Here is a 19183-nt window from a genome sequence, read left to right as displayed (position 1 = left end):
TATCCTAATGAAGTGCTAAAAAATCCCTTATAATTTACTTATTGCCTACCCTCCCAAGCCCTTGGGAATTTTTACTTGAGACCCCCATGAAAAAAACCTTTAAATTAACCCATGAAAAAATCCACCCCGACCGTTTGGTAGAATCCATTAAACACGAGATTCGCCGTTACCTAAAACGAGAGCGCAACAAGCCACTACCCACCGGGGTAGACTTTTGGGATTTTGACTGCGCTTTTGGTGCTAATGCTGAAGACAGCGAAAGCATCCATGTTGCACAAATTGATGCCTCAATTATGCGAGCGGTGGACAATCACCTAAAGTCTTTTTACCTAGAAATCCTGGCTAAGCCTGGTCGCCGTAAAGCAAAACCAAAATCAAAACAAGTTGAGTTAGACGATGATTTTGAACCTGATTACGAGGATAACTTGGATATCGACTTTGATCACTCGGACGATGATTATCGATAGACTGACCATTTGACCCCATTTTTCCCCCAAAAATGACCAGGCCTGGTCATTTTTAGGGACAAATATCTTGCCAAAACCATCTCAATCTCCCCATTTAAAAATTCAGCTTAAAAACCTTCGTGATAACCCTTTTATGAATTGACCCGAGCCTGAGCGCATATTAGGATAGCGTTTAGGTATTTTTTTGGCGCACCAAACGACGCAAGGGATTTTATGGAAGACATTAATCAAATTTTATCAGTGGCCAGCAGCTGGGCTTGGGGCCCTTTAATGCTCTCTTTGCTACTCGGCACAGGCATATACCTCACCATTCGTTTGCGTTTTTTACCGATGCGCCATTTGTTTTATGCGTTCAGTTTGCTATGGAAAGGTCGTCACTCAAACGCGGAGGGCGACATTCCGCCTTTTAGTGCCTTAATGACCGCCCTAGCGGCAACCGTTGGCACAGGCAATATTGCAGGTGTTGCAGCGGCTCTATTCATTGGTGGACCCGGTGCAATTTTTTGGATGTGGATGACGGCTTTAGTGGGCATGGCAACCAAATACAGTGAAGCGGTTCTTGCGGTGAAATATCGAGAAGTGGATGACGATGGCAAACATGTTGGCGGCCCCATGTATTACATTCGTAATGGCATGGGTAAAAAATGGCAACCCCTAGCGTTTGCATTTGCGTTATTCGGCACCATCGCCGCTTTTGGGATAGGCAATATGGTTCAAGCCAACGCGGTTGCAGGTGCCATGGAAAGTGCTTTTGGCATAGACAATCAAATCACCGGTTTGGTGTTAATGGTTTTGGTGGGGTTGGTTTTATTTGGTGGAATTAGCCGTATCGCCAAAACTGCCACGGCCTTAGTGCCCGTGATGGCCATTGTTTATATCGGTTTTTCATTGTTGATTATTGGCATCCATATTGACCAATTACCCAGTGCTTTTAGCACCATTGTTGAAAGTGCCTTTACTGGCAGTGCCGCTGCCGGTGGTTTTGCTGGCGCAACCATCATTGCAGCTTTACAGTTTGGTGTTGCCCGTGGGGTATTTTCCAATGAAGCTGGCATGGGAACTGCCCCCATTGCCCATGCTGCCGCTCAAACCAAAGACCCGATTCAACAAGGTCATATCGCTATGCTCGGTACCTTTATCGACACCATTATTATATGCACCATGACGGCTTTGGTTATTATGGTAACCGGTGTCTGGCAAAGTGGCGAAACGGGTTCGCCTTTAACGGCTTTAGCTTTTACGACAGGGTTAGACTCGCATTGTGGTTCTATCGTGGTTGCGGTTGGACTGGCGATTTTTGCGTTCACCACACTCATCGGTTGGAGTTATTACGGTGAACGCTGTGCGGAATATTTGGCCGGCACACGCATCATTACTGGCTATCGCATTTTATGGGTGCTGGCCGTATTTGCTGGCGCAGCTTTGTCAAACCACTTTAATACGGTACTCATTTTGGCGGATGTGCTCAATGCTTTAATGGCCATTCCTAATTTAATCGCTCTGTTGGTATTATCGCCGGTGATTATCAAACTCACGCAAGATAGCCTTGCAAAACCCTATCAAAAACCTTGATATTCCAAAACTTTGCCAAGGGTTGAAAGCGCGACTTTCTTAAGACGACAATTTCAACCGACTGGCAAAGCACAGGCAACAAATCACCAACCAATGATTCGACCCACTATTCGACTAAATAATCCATTAAATGAATATACAATTTCTCAAGCACTTTGATGTTGTGTAAAGTCACTTCTTGATCACAGTCAAAACAGGTTAAGGCTTCTTTATTTAAATGCCACAAGCGTTTACAGGTTTGCAAAGTGGTGCATAATTCGTAGGGCGTTGGATTACCTGGTTCCGCCCAGTTACCTGGCATCATATCCACTTCTTTCGGCACAAATTGAACCACTTTGCTGATTGGGTACAATTTTTGAGCAGACTTGCTTTGTTCTGGTGCAACCTTTAGCTGCGCACGAGGGGACTGGAGCGTTTCGGGGTTAGAAACTAAGTGTAAAACTTCTAGCATGGCCATCTCCTTCTTAGCGAATTTGAGGGGCAGAAAAGCCTTCCTTAAAGCATTTATCGGCTTATTTGCCAAAATAATCAGTCAGATTTCAGCAAAAATCCAGCATATATTGTGCCCAATCTGCTTAAACCCTTGATTAATATAGATTCAGACACTTTTTCAACACATTTATCCCTTGCAAAACAATTTATGCGTGATTATTACAAGCGCATTGAGTATCATTACATTTCTTTAAAATTTTATCCTTCGAGAAACCATGTATTTAGACGCTTTTCACCAGTCGCAAGACACCCTTATTTCGATTACACCTCAGCAAGGCAGTGCATTTGCTAAAGAAATTTCAGATGACTTTAATCCGCTTCATAATGCGGACTCCAAGCGTTTTTGTGTACCCGGTGATTTATTGTTTGCTTTGGTTTTAGCCAAATACGGCTTATCACAAAAGATGGCGTTTAAGTACACCGGCATGGTGGGCAAAGATACTGACTTGGTTTTTGCACCGACAGAAGCCACCACGCTTTCCATTAAAGACCTTAATGATAAAACCTATCTTGAACTTGAGCGTTCTGGCGAAAGCATTCACAATCTTGCCGTCATTGAGAGTTTTTCTAAAGCCTATGTGGCATTTTCTGGCCACAGTTTCCCGCACATTTTGGTGCCGCTAATGAAACAACATCAGGTGATGATTAACGTGGAAAAACCCATGGTGATTTATGAAAGCATGGCTTTTCAATTTGAACATCTTAACTTGATTGCACCCACACTGAAGTTATCGAACAGCCGCTTACAGATGACTGGCAAGCGTGGTTCGGTCAAAATGGAGTTTGAAATTTTTGACCAAGACAAGGTGGTCGGAAAAGGTTGCAAGACTATGATTTTAAGTGGTCTTCGTGACTATGATGCCACACAAATGGCAGAACTGATTGCTGTCTATCAAAACGCCAAAGATAATTATCAGTCTTAAACACTCAGCCGACTCCATGAAAGACTATTTGAATCCTTCAAATAGTCGCATTTTCAAAACCACCTCTTTTTCGATTTAAAACCGCCCTCCCTCACAAAACGCTATAATTGCGCTATTCAACAAGATTAGGCAAAACACAATGCAAATTCAGTGGTTCCCAGGGCATATGCACAAAGCCCAAAAAGAAGTCCGAGAGATTTTTCCTTTAGTCGATATGGTCATCGAAGTGCTTGATGCACGCATCCCTTACAGTAGCCAAAATCCACTCATTGCTGAGTTGCGCCAAGACAAACCCACGCTTAAAATTTTCAGTAAATCCGATATGGCCGACCCAGAGCTAACAAAAGTCTGGCAAGCAGAAATGGAAAAAACGCACAACATTAAAACCCTAGCACTCAGCACCCAACAAGCTGATCGCAAACATTTAGTGCTCAACCAAATCAAAAAAATGGTGCCCAATCGTGGGGATTCTACGCGTGTCATACATGTTTTGATTATGGGAATTCCCAATGTTGGAAAATCCACGCTCATCAATGCCTTGGCAGGTCGTCAAATTGCCAAAACGGGCAATGAACCTGCCGTGACCAAAATGCAGCAGCGCATCAAGCTCGAAGACAATATTACGCTGATTGATACACCTGGCATGCTTTGGCCTAACATAGAAAACCCTTTATCAGGTTTTCGCTTAGCAGCCACCGGTGGCATCAAAGAAACCGCATTTGAATTGCCAGATATTTCAAGCTATCTGGCAGAATACCTCCTAAAAGCCTATCCTGAACTGATGAAAACTCGTTATGGTTTTGAGGTGTTGCCTAGCAATGATATGGCATTTTTAGAATCCATAGGGCGCAGCCGTGGCTGCTTACGCAGTGGCGGCATGGTGGATTTAGATAAAATTTCACGAATCTTTATTAACGAATATCGCACCACTATGATTGGCGGCATTACCCTAGAAACGCCTGAAATGATGCACGCAGAACTGGCGCAAGTAGAGATTGCTCGTGCCGAAAAAGAAGCCAAAAAGCAAGCTAGACTGGATGCGCGTAAACAAAAAAACAATAAACGCAGCCGCGGCCGCTCTTAAGAGGTAACGCCTTTATGCTCAGCTATTTACATTCCTTTCATGCCGGCAATTTTGCCGATGTTTTAAAGCATAGCATCAGTGTCCATATCTTGGATTACATGACGCAAAAGCCGAAGGTCTTATTTTATTTAGATACCCATTCAGGCACCGGCGCATTCAGTCTTAAACAAGCTGAAGCGCAAAAAAACCAAGAATATCTCAATGGCATTGGCCAGCTTTGGGACTTAAAAACCCAACAAAATCTACCAGGCCTGGTTAAAAATTACCTAGATTTAGTCGCTGAATTCAACGCAGAATCCACTTTAAACCATTATCCTGGCTCCCCTTGGTTTGCTCAGTTCTTGTTAAGAGAATTTGACCGAGCTTCGCTGTTTGAGCTACATCCTAGAGAATTTAAAACCCTCACCGCAAATTTTGCCGATGATCGTCGCCTAAAAGCGTTTCAAGCGGATGGATTCCATGCCTGTTTAAGCCAGCTACCCCCTAAAGAAAAACGCGGCTATATCTTGATGGATCCGCCCTATGAAGTTAAACAAGATTATCAAACCGCAGTAAACAGTTTGATTGCTGCCCACAAAAAATTTGCCACAGGCACTTATGCACTTTGGTATCCGGTGGTAGACAGATATCGAATTGACGAATTGGAAAACACTTTTGTAAAAAGTGGTATTCGTAATATCCAATTATTTGAGTTGGGGATTCATAAAGATGGCGAGCAAGGTATGACCAGTAGTGGCATGATTGTGATTAATCCGCCTTGGACTTTAAAGGCTGCTGCAGATGAAGCGCTGGCCTTTTTAGTTAAACAGCTGGCACCAAAAACTGGCTTTTTTAGGTCGGAACAATTAGTTGCCGAATAGCCAGATAATTTATTAATACTTAATGCGATTGATTAGACAAATATTCTTCTGCTAAACGAATTGCTTCACCGGCACTCATGCCTTGATGCATAAAGTCATAAGCAATTTGCTGTTTTTCAGATAGAAAACGATTTTCAAAATCTGAAATCAATGTTTTCCAAGCTTGTCTGTCTCGCGCACCCTCTGGTGTATGGGCCAATAATTTTGCTAAGGTAGCAAATGCCAAGGTGGTTTCATTCATAGTTTTTACATGCGACTTAAAATATTCAAACTCTTCTTTTAAGTCAATCAACTTTGCCGCTGCGGGAAGCGGTAAGGTTAAAATCTTTGCCGTGCGGTCAAAAAAACTTTCCACTTCTCTAAGATTCGCTTCCGACTGAGCGACAGCAAGGTTAAGCGCCATACTGGCTTCCTGAAAATCAGCTTCATCAGTAGAGAGTTTTGAACCTTCCTCAACAAAGTTAAACTCAGATAACTCAGAGTCTTGCATAGACACCAATGCACTTTGCTCATCGGTCATCACCAGACGATGATGTGCCAATAACTGACCCGATGTCACCTGTGAAATATGGCAACCACATAGATAACGTCCACTCACCTCTCGTAAATGAATCACCTCTACGCCTTCTAAACAATAAACTTCATCCGTTTGTTCATTGCGTGTTCTTATACTGAGCAACTGCGAAGGTAAAAACATATCCGGTTCATCGACCCAAAAACTCAGCCCCGTTAAGTTCACATCAAAGCCATCAAAAGCTAAAGCAAACTCAGTATCCTCATGATCGGTCACACAAAATGGACGCGAAAAACGAGAGGACTGGCGTTGTTCAAGGTCTAGTTGAATCATAATGTCTTACCTTTTAAAACCTTAGGATTTTGGAGAAAACCCAAGCGCTTCACAATCTGCTTGTGGCATCCATCCCAAACAAGCACGCACTTTTAATGATTGATAGTTACGAACAATCGGCATAATCGTCAAAACACCCCAGATGATTTGATACCATTCCCAGCCTATTGCTGACGGTTGCTTAACCCACCAACGATTGTTTACCCCAAAATGTTTGGTTTTTAATACCAGGTGCGCTCCCAGCTTCCAATACTTTAGGTAAAACCCTAGTTTCACTTTATTCATTTTTTAATTATCTCTTGCTTAATCATAAGCTTTTGGATTATTTTTTCAGTTTGTCGACTTCACGATCAAGTTGTTGATCGGATACTTCCGCGGAGCGTTTTTGATACTCTTTGTCTGGCCCAGTAGGGGCTGAACTGCAGGCTGTCACTCCAATCAAGAAGGATGCTGATAGCAAAACCATCAATAATTTATTTTTCATTAGTCTTCTCTTTTAATTTTTCTAGCTTAGTTTTCTAACTGAATTAAAGGCGTGTTCTCATTAAATACCGTGCTACCAAGGGGCGCTTGAATGGCTTTTACTTTGGCACTCACAGGGGATTTAATCACATAATATCTTGCCCAAGCTTGCATTGCTTGAAGCTCTGCTTGCGCTTTTTTAAGGACTTGCACCGCTACATCATGCTTTAATTGCGCAGCATCTAATTCGCGTTTTGCTGAAACGGTTCTGTCAAATAAATCTAAGGCTTGTGCCAATTCAATTTTGGCGTCTTCTAGTGTTAAACGGCTCATTTCTGCATCTGCTTGAGCTCTTTTTAATTTTGCCTGATATCGCCCATCATCAATTTTCATCAGTAACTGTCCTGCAGTTACGGCTTGACCGGCTTTGACAGACACTTGCACCACTTCGCCACTTACTAAGGAGCCAATCTGAATGACTTGCGACCAAGCAGGTAAGGCCACAGCGACGAGTGAAACTGCAAAAGATTTTAATATAAAGTGCTTCATTTTTTTCATCTAAGTTCCTTTGATTATAACGCAGCAAGCGAGAGTTTTTGTCCGGTCAAATAGTCGAGTTGTGCCCAATTTAAGGCTTGTGAAAACTCTTGTTGCATCACTTGCAAATTAGCTTGAGTAACGCGCACCATGGCATCACCCAAATCCGTAGTAGATTCGTTTTCATACAAGGCTCTGCTTAAATCTAAATACAAGTCACTATAAGCACCAAACGCTTGATTCTGCTTGCGCTCTGCCGCTGAAATTTGTAATTTAAAGTAAATATTAGCCACATCATCACGCAGGTTTTGCTCTAAAAGAGCAATTTGAGCATTGATTTTTTGAAGCTCAGCTTTAGCCTGACTCACCTTAGAAGACACCATACCATCATCATAGAGCGGCACATCAATGGATAAATCAAAACGCCAAGCCCCTTCTCTTATTTTTTCATAAGACGACAACTTACCTCCCCAAGCATCCATTCGAACAGTTGGTTTATTGCCCGCCGCTTCAGACTCAAGAGTGCAAAAAGCCGCTTGTTGTTTTAATTTAAGACTTTGTAATTGAACATTTTGCGCTAGCGCTTGGGTTTGATATTTTTCTAACACATCCAGCTGACGATTTTCATAAGTTTTTAGATTGGGCAATACTAATTTATCGGGTAAATTTTGAGGTTGACCAACCATATTGACCAACAGTGAACGAGTGCGTCTTTGTTCGTAAGATGCACGTTCTCGATTCACGTAAATGCTCTGGTATTCCGCTTCTAACTTTAGATAATCGACTTCAGAAATGCGCTTCAGTTCCAAGCGATCTTTGGCTTTATCTAAGCTAACGTAAGAAACCGCCATGGCTTCATTTTCCACTCGGTATTGCATATCAGCCAGTAATACATTGAAAAAATTGCGCATAATTCTTAACTGGTATTGACTGATTTGATCATCAATTAAAGTCGCTTCTGCTTCAGAAAACTTTTGCTGCGCCTCATAGGCTGAACTGCTTTGGCCAAAGTCATACAGTTGTTTGCCGACATGTAATGCTAATAAATGAAAATCCTCGGTTTGTTGCGCATACTCACGCCATGCCAAACGCCCTTGTAAATTCACTTCTAACGCATCTTGAGCATTTTGTTGTTGTGCTTTAGCACTCGCCGCGTCTGCTTGTGCCTGTTGCATCAAAACTTGCGGACTAACGGATAAAGGCAAAGCTAACAGACTTTGCAAGGTTAAAGGCGAAGGTAGGGAAGAGACCGCATTCGCTTCAATCACTTGAGTTTCAGTGTTTTCCGCAGCTTTGGCAGTGTTTAGTCCCGATACAAACAATCCTGACACCGCCAGCGCCAAAATCAACGGCCGCACTTTGAAGTGTGAATACTGTAAAGTTTGCATCATTATTGTGCCGCCGTGTCAGTGGTTACCGAGCGTTTGTATTTGGTAAACGACATCTCTTTGTAAATGCCCTCTACCACAAATTTGCCTAACAACATAAACTCATCCGCTGTTTTGGTAGGCCCGGTATAACGAGCCGTAGGGTTGCCTTCTAGGTCAAAAAACATCATGACGGGCGTGGCACGAACACGATATTTTTTTTCAGAGATACTTTGCGATGTGCCTTCAGTGCCATCAAAATCAATTAAAGTACTGGCACCCTCTATGTCAATTTGGTAAGTCAAAAAATGTTCTTTAAAATATTTAATGACTTCTGGCTGAACCAAAATGGTTTTTTTCATACGATCACAAAACGGACATTCTTCCATTTCAAAAAATAGAAAAACACCCTGTTTACCATTTTCTTTAGCAGTTGCTAACTCATCTTGCAAGTTACCAAATGTTTCATCAAAAAAATCACTGGCTTGAGCCGCTTGAAGCGGTAAACCAAGCATTGCTAAAACCATTAAAGATTGTGCTAATTTTTGCCACCACTTTTTCATCATTTTGCCTCACCTTGTTGACCATATTTTTGAATAAAAGACTCTAGTGCATCCGTATCAACCATACCCGTTGTCGCAGCAACAGCGTCACCTTCTGGAGAAATCATATAGGTGGTAGGTAAACCTCTCAAAACACCAAAAGGCGTAGTGCGACCATCTGCACCCCCTTGAATGCGAACAATTGGAAAATTAATCATTTGTTCTTGAGCAAAGGCTTTTACTTTTTCAACGGAATTGGTTTCGTAATTAACACCCAGCACGACGGCATCTTTTTCTGAATGCTTGTCATGAAATAAGGTCAAATCTGGAATTTCTTTTAAGCAGGGAGGACACCAGGTTGCCCAAAAATTAACAACAATCCATTTGCCTTTAAAATCAGATAATTTAACCACTTTGCCCTCTAAATCAACAAAGGCAATATCTTTAGTCTCTTTGGCTTGAGCAACCTGAGTCACACTTAATAACATCACACAGGCTACAAACATAGCCAACATAGGTTTAAAAATGAGTGACATCAGCGTTTTCCTTTATCTTTTTAAAAAATCTTTTACAAATGGGAGCGTTAGGCGGCGTTTTTCTGCCAAGGTTGCTTGTTCTAATAAGTGTAGCACAGCCATTAATTCGGATATTTCGGCCGAAAACTTTTTCACTAAAAAGTTTCCAACTTCTAAGGGAAGCTCAAACCCTCTTTTTTGCGCATGTCGTTGTAAGGCATCCACTAAACTTTCCCCTTTTGATAACGCTGGAATTTGCAAAGTGAGTACACTGACTAAAGCACTGTTTAATTCGGTTAATTGCACTGGCCAGTTTAAAAAGGAATCCTGTCCAGAAAAAACTACCACATTACCCGAGGTTTGGGATTTTATGAGTAAATTCGCTAAGGCCTTTTGCCACTCAACGGATACTATTTTCACATCAATATCATCAATACACACCAAATCCGTTTGATCTAGGCCATTTAGGCTATCTGCGATCAACGGCAATCTTGAGTCATTTAAAGGTAAATACACGGCAGACTCATGTCGATTGGCTTTAAACCGGCAAGCGGCTTGAAGAAGATGCGTTTTACCAACCCCAGGACCGCCTTGTAAATAAAAAGCAGACGCTGAAGATTGTTGTAACGACTTTTGAAACTGATTTAAAGAAATCGCAGTGGCTGCTGATTCGGTAACGAATGAATCAAAGCTCACCTCTTCTCTTAACCCAATTTTTAAGGGCATTTGAATACTCAGCATATAAACCCTAGCATTAAAACCCTTTTACTAATCAAAGATAAATTCATTATTTTGCGTCAATCCACTGAGCTTTTGCGATGCCAATAACCGCATTATTTTCAAGCAACTGCAAGGTCTTTAAAGCCTGAACTTTATCAATAACCGCGGTATATTCACCTTGATACTCTATATCAAATTCGGCCACGCCTTTTGATAAAGATAAGAGTTTAACCTGTCTAAACTGAGGTTTTTGAGATTGTAAAAAATCTTCAACCTGTTTTAAAGCTTCAAACTGATTAAGCCCAGATACTTCTAAATTAAATTGCCCTAAAACATTGGCACTTGCCAAATAAGGTTCTGAAAAATTTTCAAACAAACCCGTAATCATATCGGACAAAGCTTGACCCACCTTGTCATTATTTTCTAAAGGCTGTGTTTTCTCTTCAAGTATTTCAAGCTGTGAATTGTAAAGTGTCCAAACTAAAGTGGTTTTGTTTAATTTAGGCTGTTGTAATTGTATGCTCAGTAGGTAGTTTTCTTGTTGTTGCTGTAAAACTTCTAATAGCATGGCATTTTTTAATTCGGAATCTGGCAACATCCAATCCTGTTCAGACACAGGTACTCTCACCGGCAAAGCCAAGCGTTCAGTCACCTTTCTAAAATCGACATCGAAGCGTTCGTCTAAGATAGGAGAGGTAAAGTAAGTCATGCTGCCTGCTAAGTTTTCAGACATCATCACCAAAAGTTTGGGGCGTTTTGCTAAAGGCCAAATTTGAAGATTCTTTTTTTGAAAAAGCTCGTAAAACCGTTGGTTATCAAATTCAAAATAGATATTTTGACCAACCACAACCCCCTCGACCGTACGAGGAATGTAGCCATAGGTTTTGAGTAATAATTTCGGATTATCTAAGAAATACTGCGATTCAGGCTGATTGAAGACTTGGCGGCTGCCGGTTAAGCGAACCAACTCAACGCGCATCGCCTCATTTAATAAAGAAGCAAAAGATTGCTGAGCATTGGGTTCAAGCTCTACTCTAAATAAACTGGTTTGATCTGCTTTTTCAGTTACCGAAGCAGTTTCGGTTTTGTCATTGGCAGCAACCGCCACTTCGGCTGCTAAACTGACTGACTGCGACATCACCAGAGCCAAGGATAATAAAACTGCAAAACTTCTCATATCAACCTCAAGAATTTTAGTTACAATATGTTATCCGATTTTAACCCCCTAAATAAGAATAAATACGACTTATGACGACAGAAAAACAATCCATTAGTTACAAAGATGCCGGTGTTGACATTGATGCTGGAAACGCCTTGGTTGAAGCCATTAAACCCATTGCAAAAGCAACTGCTAGACCAGAAGTCAGTGCTTCATTAGGGGGCTTTGGCGCCCTTTTTGAACTAGACATGTCTAAGTACAAAAATCCTCTTTTGGTTTCTGGAACTGACGGAGTTGGGACTAAATTGCGTTTAGCGATCGACAGCGGCAAACACGACCAAGTGGGTATTGATTTGGTTGCCATGTGCGTTAATGACTTAATTGTGCAAGGCGCAGAACCTTTATTCTTCTTGGACTACTATGCAACCGGCCACTTGGATGTGCCTGTGGCAGCCTCTGTTATTAAAGGTATTGGTGAAGGTTGTTTACAATCTGGTTGTTCACTGATTGGTGGTGAAACCGCTGAAATGCCAGGAATGTATCCAAAAGGTGATTACGATTTGGCAGGCTTCTGTGTGGGCATTGTTGAAAAGTCAGACTTAATTGATGGCACCAAAGTTAAGGCCGGTGATGTTTTGTTAGGTCTTGCCTCTTCTGGCCCTCACTCAAACGGTTATTCTTTAATTCGTAAAATCATGGAAGTTTCAAAAGCCGACCCTCAACAAGATTGTGGCGGCCAACCTCTAATTGATGCCTTAATGGCCCCAACGCGTATTTATGTTAAGTCTGTTTTAGAGTTAATGAAGTCGGTTGAAATTCATGCCATTTCACACATCACGGGTGGCGGTTTGTTAGAAAATGTGCCGCGTGTTATGCCAAACAACACGGTTGCTCATATCGACACCAAATCTTGGAATCGTCCGGTGGTGTTTGATTGGATACAAGAAGCGGGCAATGTTAAGTTTGAAGAAATGCACCGTACTCTAAACTGCGGTATTGGTTTAATCATTGTGGTTTCCGCCGCTGACCAAACCAAAGCGGTTGAACTCTTAACGCAATTAGGTGAAACCGTTTCTATCGTAGGTAAAATTGAAGCTTCTGAGCAAGAAGCACCTTTTGTTAAACTTAGTTAATACCAACTTAAATTGTTACCCAATGAATGCCCTTTTTGGGCATTCTGTTTTTTGAGCCCTTACAAAAGATCCGTATCGTGAATCCCATGAAAATTGCCGTTCTTATCTCTGGAAGTGGCTCCAACCTTCAAGCCCTGATAGATTATCAAAGCCATGCGCATTATGAAATCGCTTTGGTTATTTCCAACAGACCTCAGGCTTATGGGTTGGTTCGCGCTCAAAATGCAAACATTCCAACACTTGTGCTTGACCATACCACCTATGCAGATCGTCTAACTTTTGACAAAGCTCTTATGGCAGCTTTGGATGATGCCAAGATTGAAGGGGTTATCTTGGCTGGCTTTATGCGTATCCTCACACCGGAATTTACCCAGCATTTTCTGGGCAGAATGCTCAACATTCACCCATCTTTACTGCCAAAATACCCAGGCCTGCATACGCATCAGCGAGCATTAGAGGCCAAAGATTCACAACATGGCGTCAGCATTCACTTTGTAACCCCTGAATTAGATGGTGGTCCTGTCATTTTGCAATCTGTCATTCAAATTGCAGACAATGACACCCCAGAAACATTACAAGATAAAATTCATCAAGAAGAGTATAAGATTTATCCACTGGTCACCGATTGGTTGGCGCAAGGCAAAATTCAATTGGTAGACAACCAAGCGCTTTTTAATCAAAAGGTTTTAAGCGCCCCATTGGTGTTTCAACATTTGGAGTAGTTCATGAATTCAAAAATCTATAGCCAACTCCTCAAATCATTCATTCCCGTTGTTTTACTCTTGATGACCGACACAGTTCAAGCTGTTACGCTCAAAGATTTTAAAGCCACTTTTGATGTTCGGGTATTAGGTTTTAATGTTGGCGAAGCCACGCAAACCCTCAGCTGCGACCAAGATGATCATCAATGCAATCTTGTCAGTGAAGCCATTCCACCCAGTTGGGCGCGCCGTTTCATCAATGAAGAATCCATTGAAAAAATTCAGCTGTCTATGTCTGAAGAACAATTTAAGCTTTTAGAGTATAAAAAATTGTTAACTCGACACTACGATGACAAAACAGAACACAAAACTTATACCATCCAACTTGAAACACAGCCAAAACAATTGCGTTACTTGGAAGGCGATAAAACCTGGCCTGCAGAACCTTTAGCCTTTGATGTCATCAGTCTTGCTTATGCCATTCAGTATCAAGTACTTAACAAGCGTCCCTTGGAAGGTTTCTATTTGCAAGATGAAAAACAACAAACCCTCATCGAGTTAAAAAAAACCTTTATAGAGGATGATATCGAACCTGATTTTGTGGACGATGCCATATCAGCATTACGCTTTGAGTTTTCGAATGCTAAAATAGAGGCCAAACTTTGGCTTGTTCCGCAATATGGCTACTTTCCTGGCAGGATTGAAATTCTAAATAAAGAAAAAGACCGCCGTATTGTGTTAGAAATCAATAAAGCCCCTAAATTTTATTAAAAAATAGAAGACCTATGAAACTCAGCGACAGAGATATTATTCAACACCTTAAAATTGGCAAAATTGCCATAGACCCTCAACCTGATCAAAATAAAATCAAGGGCATCAGTGTTGATTTAAGACTGGATAATAAATTCAGAGTTTTTAATGACCATACTGCGCCCTATGTAGACTTAAGCGGTCCTAGTAGTGAAGTCCAAAAAATCATGGACAGCATTATGAGTGATGAAATTGAAGTTAAAGAAGGGCAATCTTTTTTCTTACACCCCGGCGAATTGGCTTTAGCCTCTACTTTTGAATCGGTCACCATTCCTGATGATTTGGTGGGATGGTTAGATGGTCGCTCAAGTTTAGCGCGTTTAGGGTTAATGGTGCATGTTACTGCTCACCGAATTGATCCAGGCTGGCATGGTCAAATCGTGTTAGAAATTTTTAACAGCGGCAAGCTACCCTTGGCACTGAAACCTGGCATGGATATTTGTGCGATTAATTTTGAAACCTTATCCAGTGCATCCATCAAACCTTACAACACCCGTAAAGATGCTAAATACAAAAATCAAAAAGGCCCAACAGCCAGTCGTATTACGGAAGACCAACAGCTTCCTAGCCAAGAAAGACAGCTCGATTTACTCTCGCAATAAGTCTTAAATAGCTGGGATCAATCGGCAATCCCAGTTTCTCAAAATATTTTTATATTATCCAAGAGCAACGCAATATGAGTTTTTTAAAAAAATTATTTGGCAATGGCATTTCAGAAGATTTACAACACCAAATCGAAACACAGTTGGCTTTGATTGTTGACCAAAATTTGCAACAAGATTTAATGGCGGCTAAAGCCCTAGAATCCTTATCGCTCAAAAAAGGCATTTTAGACATTCATTTAAAAATGCCCTATCCTGCCAAAAGCTTATGGCCACATTATGAACAACAAATCACGCATCTCCTAACGCAAATTGATGAAATTGACAGTATTACTTTTACTTGGAAAACTGAAATTACCACTCGTCAAACGCAGGGAGGCACCACACCTTTTAGCAATATTAAAAATATCATTGCTGTGGCATCTGGTAAAGGGGGGGTTGGTAAATCAACCACCAGCGTTAACTTGGCTTTGGCTTTACAACAAGAAGGCGCACGAGTTGGCATATTGGATGCAGACATTTACGGCCCGAGCATTCCCACCATGCTCAATATTAAAGAAAAACCTCAAACCCAAGATGGCAAAAGCATGTTGCCATTACAAGCCTATGGCCTGCAAGCCATGTCCATTGGCGCCTTAATGGACAGCGACACACCCATGGTTTGGCGTGGTCCATTAGTGACTCAAACCTTAATCCAATTGCTTAAAGAAACCGACTGGCAAGATTTAGATTATTTAATTATCGACCTACCGCCCGGAACTGGCGATGTGCAATTGACCTTGGCACAGCAAATCCCTGTCACGGGTGCAGTCATCGTGACAACACCTCAAGAAGTTTCGCTGATTGATGCACGCAAGGGCTTGAAAATGTTTGAAAAAGTCAACATTCCGATTTTAGGCATTATTGAAAACATGAGCACCCACATTTGTTCTAATTGCGGATTTGAAGAAGCGATTTTTGGAGAACATGGCGGCCAAAAAATGGCGGAAGCTTATCAGGTAAACTTTTTAGGGGCGATGCCTTTAAATGGCAAAATTCGTCAACAAGCTGATGAAGGAAAACCCACCGTGGTTGCCGAACCCACCAGCGAAATAACCTTAAAGTATAAAAATATTGCTTACCAAGTGAGCGCTGAGATTGCCAAACAACGCCGCAACTACAGCAACGCTTTTCCAAACATTGTGATTCAAAATACCTAACTCGCTTAAGGTTTTGCCGCATCCAACCATATTAAACTGGCCATGCGGCCAGTTTTTCCATCTCGGCGATAAGAATAAAACAAAGCCTCATCCGCATAGCTGCATAAATGTCCGCCGTAAATATCATTTACCCCTAATTCATGCAGAATAAATTTTAAAATGGATACCAAATCAGCCAAAAAATAACCAGGCCTGGTTAAAATTGGTTCAAAAAACGCCTCCAAATGCTGGCGCTTGTCACAAAAAGCTTGATAAACATCCATGCCGACTTCAAAGTGCTTTTGGCTAATGGCTGGGCCTATCCACACCAGCAAGTTTTTGGGATGCTCCGGTAATTGTTTTAGCGTTTTTTCAACAATCCCATCAGCCAAGCCTTTCCAACCAGCATGAATGGCACACACCAAAGAACCCGCATGATTGGTCACCAATATAGGTAAACAATCCGCGGTCATCACCACACTCACCAACCCTGGCAAATCTGTCCAACTGGCATCGGCAATGGGCGGGGTTTTATTTAAGACATCACCAGAAATGTAAACACTGTCTATGGTGTGCTGCTGATTCAGCCAAAAAGGTGTGCTGGGAAGACAGGCTTGTGCCTGCAATTGCTCACGATTTTTCATCACATGGATAGGGTTGTCACCGACATGCAGCGCTAAATTAAAGCCATCAAACAGCGCTAAACTCTCGCCGCCTTGTCGAGTCGTGACTAATGACTTAACCGATAAAGGCGCTGGCCAATCTGGCGTAATCCACTTGACCGATTGTGTATCATTCATTGGGAATATCGGCATCCGTTACCCATGCCCATTCAATACCATCATCATAATCAAACTCGTCATAATCACCTTGCTCAAAACGATTAGCAAAGGCTTCAACATCTTCACGCAAAATATCGATCAGCTCCGACATATCGTCAGCCATAGGCACGCGCCAAGTCATTTCTTTTTGGGTAATGGGGTGTGTTAAAGAAAGTTTACCGGCATGGAGCGCTTGTCGATTAAAGCCTTTAATATAATCAACATACTCAGCCTCCATTTGGCGTGGGATTCTTAAGCGACCCCCATACACTGGGTCACCCACTAAGGGAAAACCCAAATGCGACATATGGACACGAATCTGATGGGTACGACCTGTTTCTAATTGAACGCGTACTAGCGTGTGTTCTCTAAAACGCTCTAACACGCGATAATGAGAAATCGCGTGTTTACCCGCACCCTCTGGAACAACCGACATTTTTTTGCGATCATGCGGATGGCGACCGATGGGCTTATCTACCTTGCCACCTGAAATCATTTTACCGATGACCACCGCATCATAGACACGCTCAACATCATGGCGCTGCAACTGATCCACCAGGTGGGTTTGGGCAGGAACCGTTTTGGCCACTACCATCAAGCCAGAGGTATCTTTATCCAAACGATGCACGATACCCGCACGCGGTACTTCTCTGACTTCTGGATAATGAAACAACAAAGCATTCAATAAGGTGCCATCAGGATTACCCGCTCCAGGATGCACAACCATGCCTACTGGCTTGTTAATGACTAAAATATCATCGTCTTCATAAACGATATCCAACTCAATATCTTGCGCTTCGGAACTCACTTCATCCTCAATGTCCGCCTGCAAAACAATGCGTTCACCGCCTAACAGCTTTACATTGGGCTTAGTTTTGATTTGACCATCAACACTCACACACCCTGCTTTAATCCAATCTTGGACCCGATTACGCGAATAATCTGAAAACTGCTCGGCCAAAGCCGCATCTAAACGCTGCCCCATTTTATCGATTGGAATGACACACTGTAATTGTTGGCTGCTCAAAATAAGCTCTCTCTATAAAGGTTTATGTTATGATTCGGTTTTTAATTTTGTGCTATTTTACCCAAAAAATGAACAAGCTGCTGTTATCCCTCATCCTAATCCCGCTTTTATCTCTACAAGGCTGCTCACTCATCCAAAAAGATGAGTCTGAATGGACCGTACAAGAGTTTTATGACCATGCCAAAGAAGCCTTTGATGACCAGCAATGGGATACGGCAACCCAGTATTATGAAAAGCTAAAAGCCTATTTCCCTTATGGCAAATATGCCGAACAATCTTATTTAGAACTGGCTTACGCCTACTACAAGTTTGATGAACCAGAATCTGCCATTCGTGAACTTAACGAGTTTATCAGAACCTATCCAAAACACAGTGCTTTGCCTTATGCCTATTACTTAAAAGCCCTAGCAACCGACTCTATTAACAAAAGCTGGTTAGATTCGTGGCTTTCGGACCCAGCCCGTAGAGATATGGCATCCACTCAAGATGCCTATAATGCCTATGAAGAATTGCTTAAACGCTTCCCGACCAGCAGCTATTCTCCAACTGCCAGAAAACGCTTGATTGCTTTGCGCAACCGCTTAGCACGCCACGAATATCAAGTTGCGTCTTATTACTTTGACCGCAAAGCCTATTTAGCAGCCGCCAATCGTGCAGCCTTAGTCATTGAAAAATATCCACGCTCTATGGTTAATTTTAAAGCACTTGAATTGATGAAAGTTTCCTACCTAAAATTAGGTATGCAGGAAAATGCAGAAAATACCCAAGCGGTCATTGATTTAAACCTGAAATTGCTTGCGCAAGATTCTGAAAATCCAGCGATTTCACAACCCTAAACATATTTTGCTGACTTTTCTCATGACGAAAAAAAACGCCTTACGGCGTTTTTTTTCGTTTTAGGCAATGAAAATTAATTAATGCTAAAAAGCATATCAAACTTAGCCATTTTAAGAACCTTTAAAACTGACTCACTGACATTAACCAAACGCATTCTAGAAGTATCTCCGCCAACTTTTTCTCTTAGCAAAAGTAGCATCCCTAATGCTGAACTGTCTAAATAAGTTGTTCTAGAAAGGTCTATCACAAAGACACGCTGCCCACCCATATTCTGAGTGACAACTGCGTTAAAGTCCTCATAGCAACCGATATCAAAGTTACCATCGATCATGACCTTAACTTCATCATTTAAAACTTCACTTGTAACAGACATCGTTTCATTCCTATTTATTTTTTATGTGTGATGTGCGCTTATCTTAAATCGAAGAACAGCAACATGCAAAATAAATAAATTTATTGTTAGCATAAATTTAACCACTTTTTTAAAACAACGCCCTTTAAAACCTAGGCAAAGAAGCTTAACTTTA

General features: G+C 41.7%; 24 protein-coding genes. 11 read left to right on the top strand and 13 right to left on the bottom strand.

The features are described 5' to 3' along the window. Nucleotides 1-86 precede the first annotated feature (86 nt). Both THMIRH_RS05840 and THMIRH_RS05835 read left to right on the top strand, forming a co-directional pair. Nucleotides 87-467 (top strand): DUF6172 family protein, encoded by a 381-nt coding sequence (locus THMIRH_RS05840; RefSeq protein ID WP_173291207.1) that lies wholly within the window; start codon nt 87-89, stop codon nt 465-467. A 213-nt stretch (nt 468-680) separates the two neighbouring features. Beyond that, nucleotides 681-2039, top strand: coding sequence for an alanine/glycine:cation symporter family protein (locus tag THMIRH_RS05835; protein WP_173291206.1), 1359 nt, complete (start codon nt 681-683; stop codon nt 2037-2039). Nucleotides 2040-2145: 106 nt separating this feature from the next. Here THMIRH_RS05835 and THMIRH_RS05830 read toward each other — a convergent pair whose 3' ends face one another. After that, nucleotides 2146-2490, bottom strand: a complete 345-nt coding sequence (locus THMIRH_RS05830) for a hypothetical protein (RefSeq protein WP_173291205.1) — start codon at nt 2488-2490, stop codon at nt 2146-2148. Nucleotides 2491-2746: 256 nt separating this feature from the next. On the opposite strand from THMIRH_RS05830, the gene THMIRH_RS05825 reads away from it, so the two are divergent. The 3 genes from THMIRH_RS05825 (at nt 2747) to THMIRH_RS05815 (ending at nt 5398) form a co-directional block, all read left to right on the top strand. Continuing rightward, on the top strand, nt 2747-3454 hold the full coding sequence (locus THMIRH_RS05825; RefSeq protein WP_173291204.1) for a DUF3581 family protein: 708 nt from the start codon (nt 2747-2749) through the stop codon (nt 3452-3454). Between the two features lie 139 nt (nt 3455-3593). Next, nucleotides 3594-4538, top strand: a complete 945-nt coding sequence (gene ylqF, locus THMIRH_RS05820; RefSeq protein ID WP_173291203.1) for a ribosome biogenesis GTPase YlqF — start codon at nt 3594-3596, stop codon at nt 4536-4538. Nucleotides 4539-4552: 14 nt separating this feature from the next. Next, nucleotides 4553-5398 carry a 23S rRNA (adenine(2030)-N(6))-methyltransferase RlmJ gene (locus THMIRH_RS05815; protein ID WP_173291202.1) on the top strand — a complete coding sequence of 282 codons (846 nt, stop codon included), beginning with the start codon at nt 4553-4555 and terminating at the stop codon, nt 5396-5398. Nucleotides 5399-5417: 19 nt separating this feature from the next. On the opposite strand, the gene THMIRH_RS05810 is transcribed toward THMIRH_RS05815, so the two are convergent. The 9 genes from THMIRH_RS05810 to THMIRH_RS05770 are packed head-to-tail and all read right to left on the bottom strand — an operon-like array spanning nt 5418 to nt 11565. Then, on the bottom strand, nt 5418-6245 hold the full coding sequence (locus THMIRH_RS05810) for a PilZ domain-containing protein (RefSeq protein WP_173291201.1): 828 nt from the start codon (nt 6243-6245) through the stop codon (nt 5418-5420). 21 nt (nt 6246-6266) lie between these two features. Further along, nucleotides 6267-6530 carry a hypothetical protein gene (locus THMIRH_RS05805; RefSeq protein WP_173291200.1) on the bottom strand — a complete coding sequence of 88 codons (264 nt, stop codon included), beginning with the start codon at nt 6528-6530 and terminating at the stop codon, nt 6267-6269. 37 nt (nt 6531-6567) lie between these two features. After that, on the bottom strand, nt 6568-6729 hold the full coding sequence (locus tag THMIRH_RS05800) for a hypothetical protein (RefSeq protein ID WP_173291199.1): 162 nt from the start codon (nt 6727-6729) through the stop codon (nt 6568-6570). Nucleotides 6730-6755: 26 nt separating this feature from the next. Further along, nucleotides 6756-7265: an efflux RND transporter periplasmic adaptor subunit gene (locus THMIRH_RS05795; RefSeq protein ID WP_243831517.1), complete on the bottom strand. Its 510-nt coding sequence runs from the start codon at nt 7263-7265 to the stop codon at nt 6756-6758. Between the two features lie 14 nt (nt 7266-7279). Continuing rightward, on the bottom strand, nt 7280-8635 hold the full coding sequence (locus tag THMIRH_RS05790; RefSeq protein ID WP_243831516.1) for a TolC family protein: 1356 nt from the start codon (nt 8633-8635) through the stop codon (nt 7280-7282). Then, nucleotides 8635-9177 carry a thioredoxin family protein gene (locus tag THMIRH_RS05785; RefSeq protein WP_243831515.1) on the bottom strand — a complete coding sequence of 181 codons (543 nt, stop codon included), beginning with the start codon at nt 9175-9177 and terminating at the stop codon, nt 8635-8637. The genes THMIRH_RS05790 and THMIRH_RS05785 overlap by 1 nt, the downstream gene beginning before the upstream one ends. Further along, nucleotides 9174-9689, bottom strand: a complete 516-nt coding sequence (locus THMIRH_RS05780) for a TlpA family protein disulfide reductase (protein WP_173291198.1) — start codon at nt 9687-9689, stop codon at nt 9174-9176. Before THMIRH_RS05780 ends, THMIRH_RS05785 begins: the two co-directional genes overlap by 4 nt. Before the next feature lie 12 nt (nt 9690-9701). Then, nucleotides 9702-10409, bottom strand: a complete 708-nt coding sequence (gene hda / locus THMIRH_RS05775) for a DnaA regulatory inactivator Hda (protein WP_243831514.1) — start codon at nt 10407-10409, stop codon at nt 9702-9704. A gap of 46 nt (nt 10410-10455) precedes the next feature. Continuing rightward, nucleotides 10456-11565, bottom strand: a complete 1110-nt coding sequence (locus THMIRH_RS05770; protein WP_173291197.1) for a DUF2066 domain-containing protein — start codon at nt 11563-11565, stop codon at nt 10456-10458. A gap of 71 nt (nt 11566-11636) precedes the next feature. On the opposite strand from THMIRH_RS05770, the gene purM reads away from it, so the two are divergent. The 5 genes from purM to apbC all read left to right on the top strand — a co-directional run bounded on the left by purM (nt 11637) and on the right by apbC (nt 15992). Further along, nucleotides 11637-12680, top strand: a complete 1044-nt coding sequence (gene purM, locus THMIRH_RS05765) for a phosphoribosylformylglycinamidine cyclo-ligase (RefSeq protein ID WP_173291196.1) — start codon at nt 11637-11639, stop codon at nt 12678-12680. 86 nt (nt 12681-12766) lie between these two features. Next, nucleotides 12767-13402: a phosphoribosylglycinamide formyltransferase gene (purN, locus tag THMIRH_RS05760; RefSeq protein ID WP_198415268.1), complete on the top strand. Its 636-nt coding sequence runs from the start codon at nt 12767-12769 to the stop codon at nt 13400-13402. A gap of 3 nt (nt 13403-13405) precedes the next feature. After that, a complete protein-coding gene (locus tag THMIRH_RS05755; RefSeq protein ID WP_173291194.1) occupies nt 13406-14152 on the top strand; it encodes a DUF3108 domain-containing protein in 747 nt (248 codons plus the stop codon). A 14-nt stretch (nt 14153-14166) separates the two neighbouring features. After that, entirely contained in the window at nt 14167-14793 is a 627-nt protein-coding gene (gene dcd, locus THMIRH_RS05750) for a dCTP deaminase (RefSeq protein ID WP_173291193.1), read from the top strand. Between the two features lie 74 nt (nt 14794-14867). Further along, entirely contained in the window at nt 14868-15992 is a 1125-nt protein-coding gene (apbC, locus tag THMIRH_RS05745) for an iron-sulfur cluster carrier protein ApbC (RefSeq protein ID WP_198415254.1), read from the top strand. Between the two features lie 5 nt (nt 15993-15997). On the opposite strand, the gene pgeF is transcribed toward apbC, so the two are convergent. Next, the gene (gene pgeF, locus THMIRH_RS05740; RefSeq protein ID WP_173291192.1) at nt 15998-16771 is read right to left on the bottom strand and encodes a peptidoglycan editing factor PgeF; all 774 of its coding nucleotides are present in this window, start codon (nt 16769-16771) and stop codon (nt 15998-16000) included. Beyond that, on the bottom strand, nt 16764-17819 hold the full coding sequence (rluD, locus tag THMIRH_RS05735) for a 23S rRNA pseudouridine(1911/1915/1917) synthase RluD (RefSeq protein ID WP_173291191.1): 1056 nt from the start codon (nt 17817-17819) through the stop codon (nt 16764-16766). Before rluD ends, pgeF begins: the two co-directional genes overlap by 8 nt. 29 nt (nt 17820-17848) lie before the next feature. On the opposite strand from rluD, the gene THMIRH_RS05730 reads away from it, so the two are divergent. Next, complete coding sequence (locus tag THMIRH_RS05730) at nt 17849-18655, top strand: outer membrane protein assembly factor BamD (protein WP_243831513.1); 807 nt, start codon at nt 17849-17851, stop codon at nt 18653-18655. Between the two features lie 74 nt (nt 18656-18729). On the opposite strand, the gene THMIRH_RS05725 is transcribed toward THMIRH_RS05730, so the two are convergent. Then, complete coding sequence (locus THMIRH_RS05725; RefSeq protein ID WP_173291190.1) at nt 18730-19029, bottom strand: STAS domain-containing protein; 300 nt, start codon at nt 19027-19029, stop codon at nt 18730-18732. Nucleotides 19030-19183: the final 154 nt, after the last annotated feature.

The organism is Thiosulfativibrio zosterae (assembly GCF_011398155.1).
Lineage (GTDB): Bacteria > Pseudomonadota > Gammaproteobacteria > Thiomicrospirales > Thiomicrospiraceae > Thiosulfativibrio > Thiosulfativibrio zosterae.
This window is presented reverse-complemented; position numbering and strand designations above follow the sequence as displayed.

Coding starts and splice junctions, on each gene's coding strand:
- THMIRH_RS05840 (WP_173291207.1), top strand. CDS start 87: ATGAAAAAAACCTTTAAATTAACCCATGAAAAAATCCACCCCGACCGT.
- THMIRH_RS05835 (WP_173291206.1), top strand. CDS start 681: ATGGAAGACATTAATCAAATTTTATCAGTGGCCAGCAGCTGGGCTTGG.
- THMIRH_RS05830 (WP_173291205.1), bottom strand. CDS start 2,490: ATGCTAGAAGTTTTACACTTAGTTTCTAACCCCGAAACGCTCCAGTCC.
- THMIRH_RS05825 (WP_173291204.1), top strand. CDS start 2,747: ATGTATTTAGACGCTTTTCACCAGTCGCAAGACACCCTTATTTCGATT.
- ylqF (WP_173291203.1), top strand. CDS start 3,594: ATGCAAATTCAGTGGTTCCCAGGGCATATGCACAAAGCCCAAAAAGAA.
- THMIRH_RS05815 (WP_173291202.1), top strand. CDS start 4,553: ATGCTCAGCTATTTACATTCCTTTCATGCCGGCAATTTTGCCGATGTT.
- THMIRH_RS05810 (WP_173291201.1), bottom strand. CDS start 6,245: ATGATTCAACTAGACCTTGAACAACGCCAGTCCTCTCGTTTTTCGCGT.
- THMIRH_RS05805 (WP_173291200.1), bottom strand. CDS start 6,530: ATGAATAAAGTGAAACTAGGGTTTTACCTAAAGTATTGGAAGCTGGGA.
- THMIRH_RS05800 (WP_173291199.1), bottom strand. CDS start 6,729: ATGAAAAATAAATTATTGATGGTTTTGCTATCAGCATCCTTCTTGATT.
- THMIRH_RS05795 (WP_243831517.1), bottom strand. CDS start 7,265: ATGAAAAAAATGAAGCACTTTATATTAAAATCTTTTGCAGTTTCACTC.
- THMIRH_RS05790 (WP_243831516.1), bottom strand. CDS start 8,635: ATGATGCAAACTTTACAGTATTCACACTTCAAAGTGCGGCCGTTGATT.
- THMIRH_RS05785 (WP_243831515.1), bottom strand. CDS start 9,177: ATGATGAAAAAGTGGTGGCAAAAATTAGCACAATCTTTAATGGTTTTA.
- THMIRH_RS05780 (WP_173291198.1), bottom strand. CDS start 9,689: ATGTCACTCATTTTTAAACCTATGTTGGCTATGTTTGTAGCCTGTGTG.
- hda (WP_243831514.1), bottom strand. CDS start 10,409: ATGCTGAGTATTCAAATGCCCTTAAAAATTGGGTTAAGAGAAGAGGTG.
- THMIRH_RS05770 (WP_173291197.1), bottom strand. CDS start 11,565: ATGAGAAGTTTTGCAGTTTTATTATCCTTGGCTCTGGTGATGTCGCAG.
- purM (WP_173291196.1), top strand. CDS start 11,637: ATGACGACAGAAAAACAATCCATTAGTTACAAAGATGCCGGTGTTGAC.
- purN (WP_198415268.1), top strand. CDS start 12,767: ATGAAAATTGCCGTTCTTATCTCTGGAAGTGGCTCCAACCTTCAAGCC.
- THMIRH_RS05755 (WP_173291194.1), top strand. CDS start 13,406: ATGAATTCAAAAATCTATAGCCAACTCCTCAAATCATTCATTCCCGTT.
- dcd (WP_173291193.1), top strand. CDS start 14,167: ATGAAACTCAGCGACAGAGATATTATTCAACACCTTAAAATTGGCAAA.
- apbC (WP_198415254.1), top strand. CDS start 14,868: ATGAGTTTTTTAAAAAAATTATTTGGCAATGGCATTTCAGAAGATTTA.
- pgeF (WP_173291192.1), bottom strand. CDS start 16,771: ATGAATGATACACAATCGGTCAAGTGGATTACGCCAGATTGGCCAGCG.
- THMIRH_RS05730 (WP_243831513.1), top strand. CDS start 17,849: ATGATTCGGTTTTTAATTTTGTGCTATTTTACCCAAAAAATGAACAAG.
- THMIRH_RS05725 (WP_173291190.1), bottom strand. CDS start 19,029: ATGTCTGTTACAAGTGAAGTTTTAAATGATGAAGTTAAGGTCATGATC.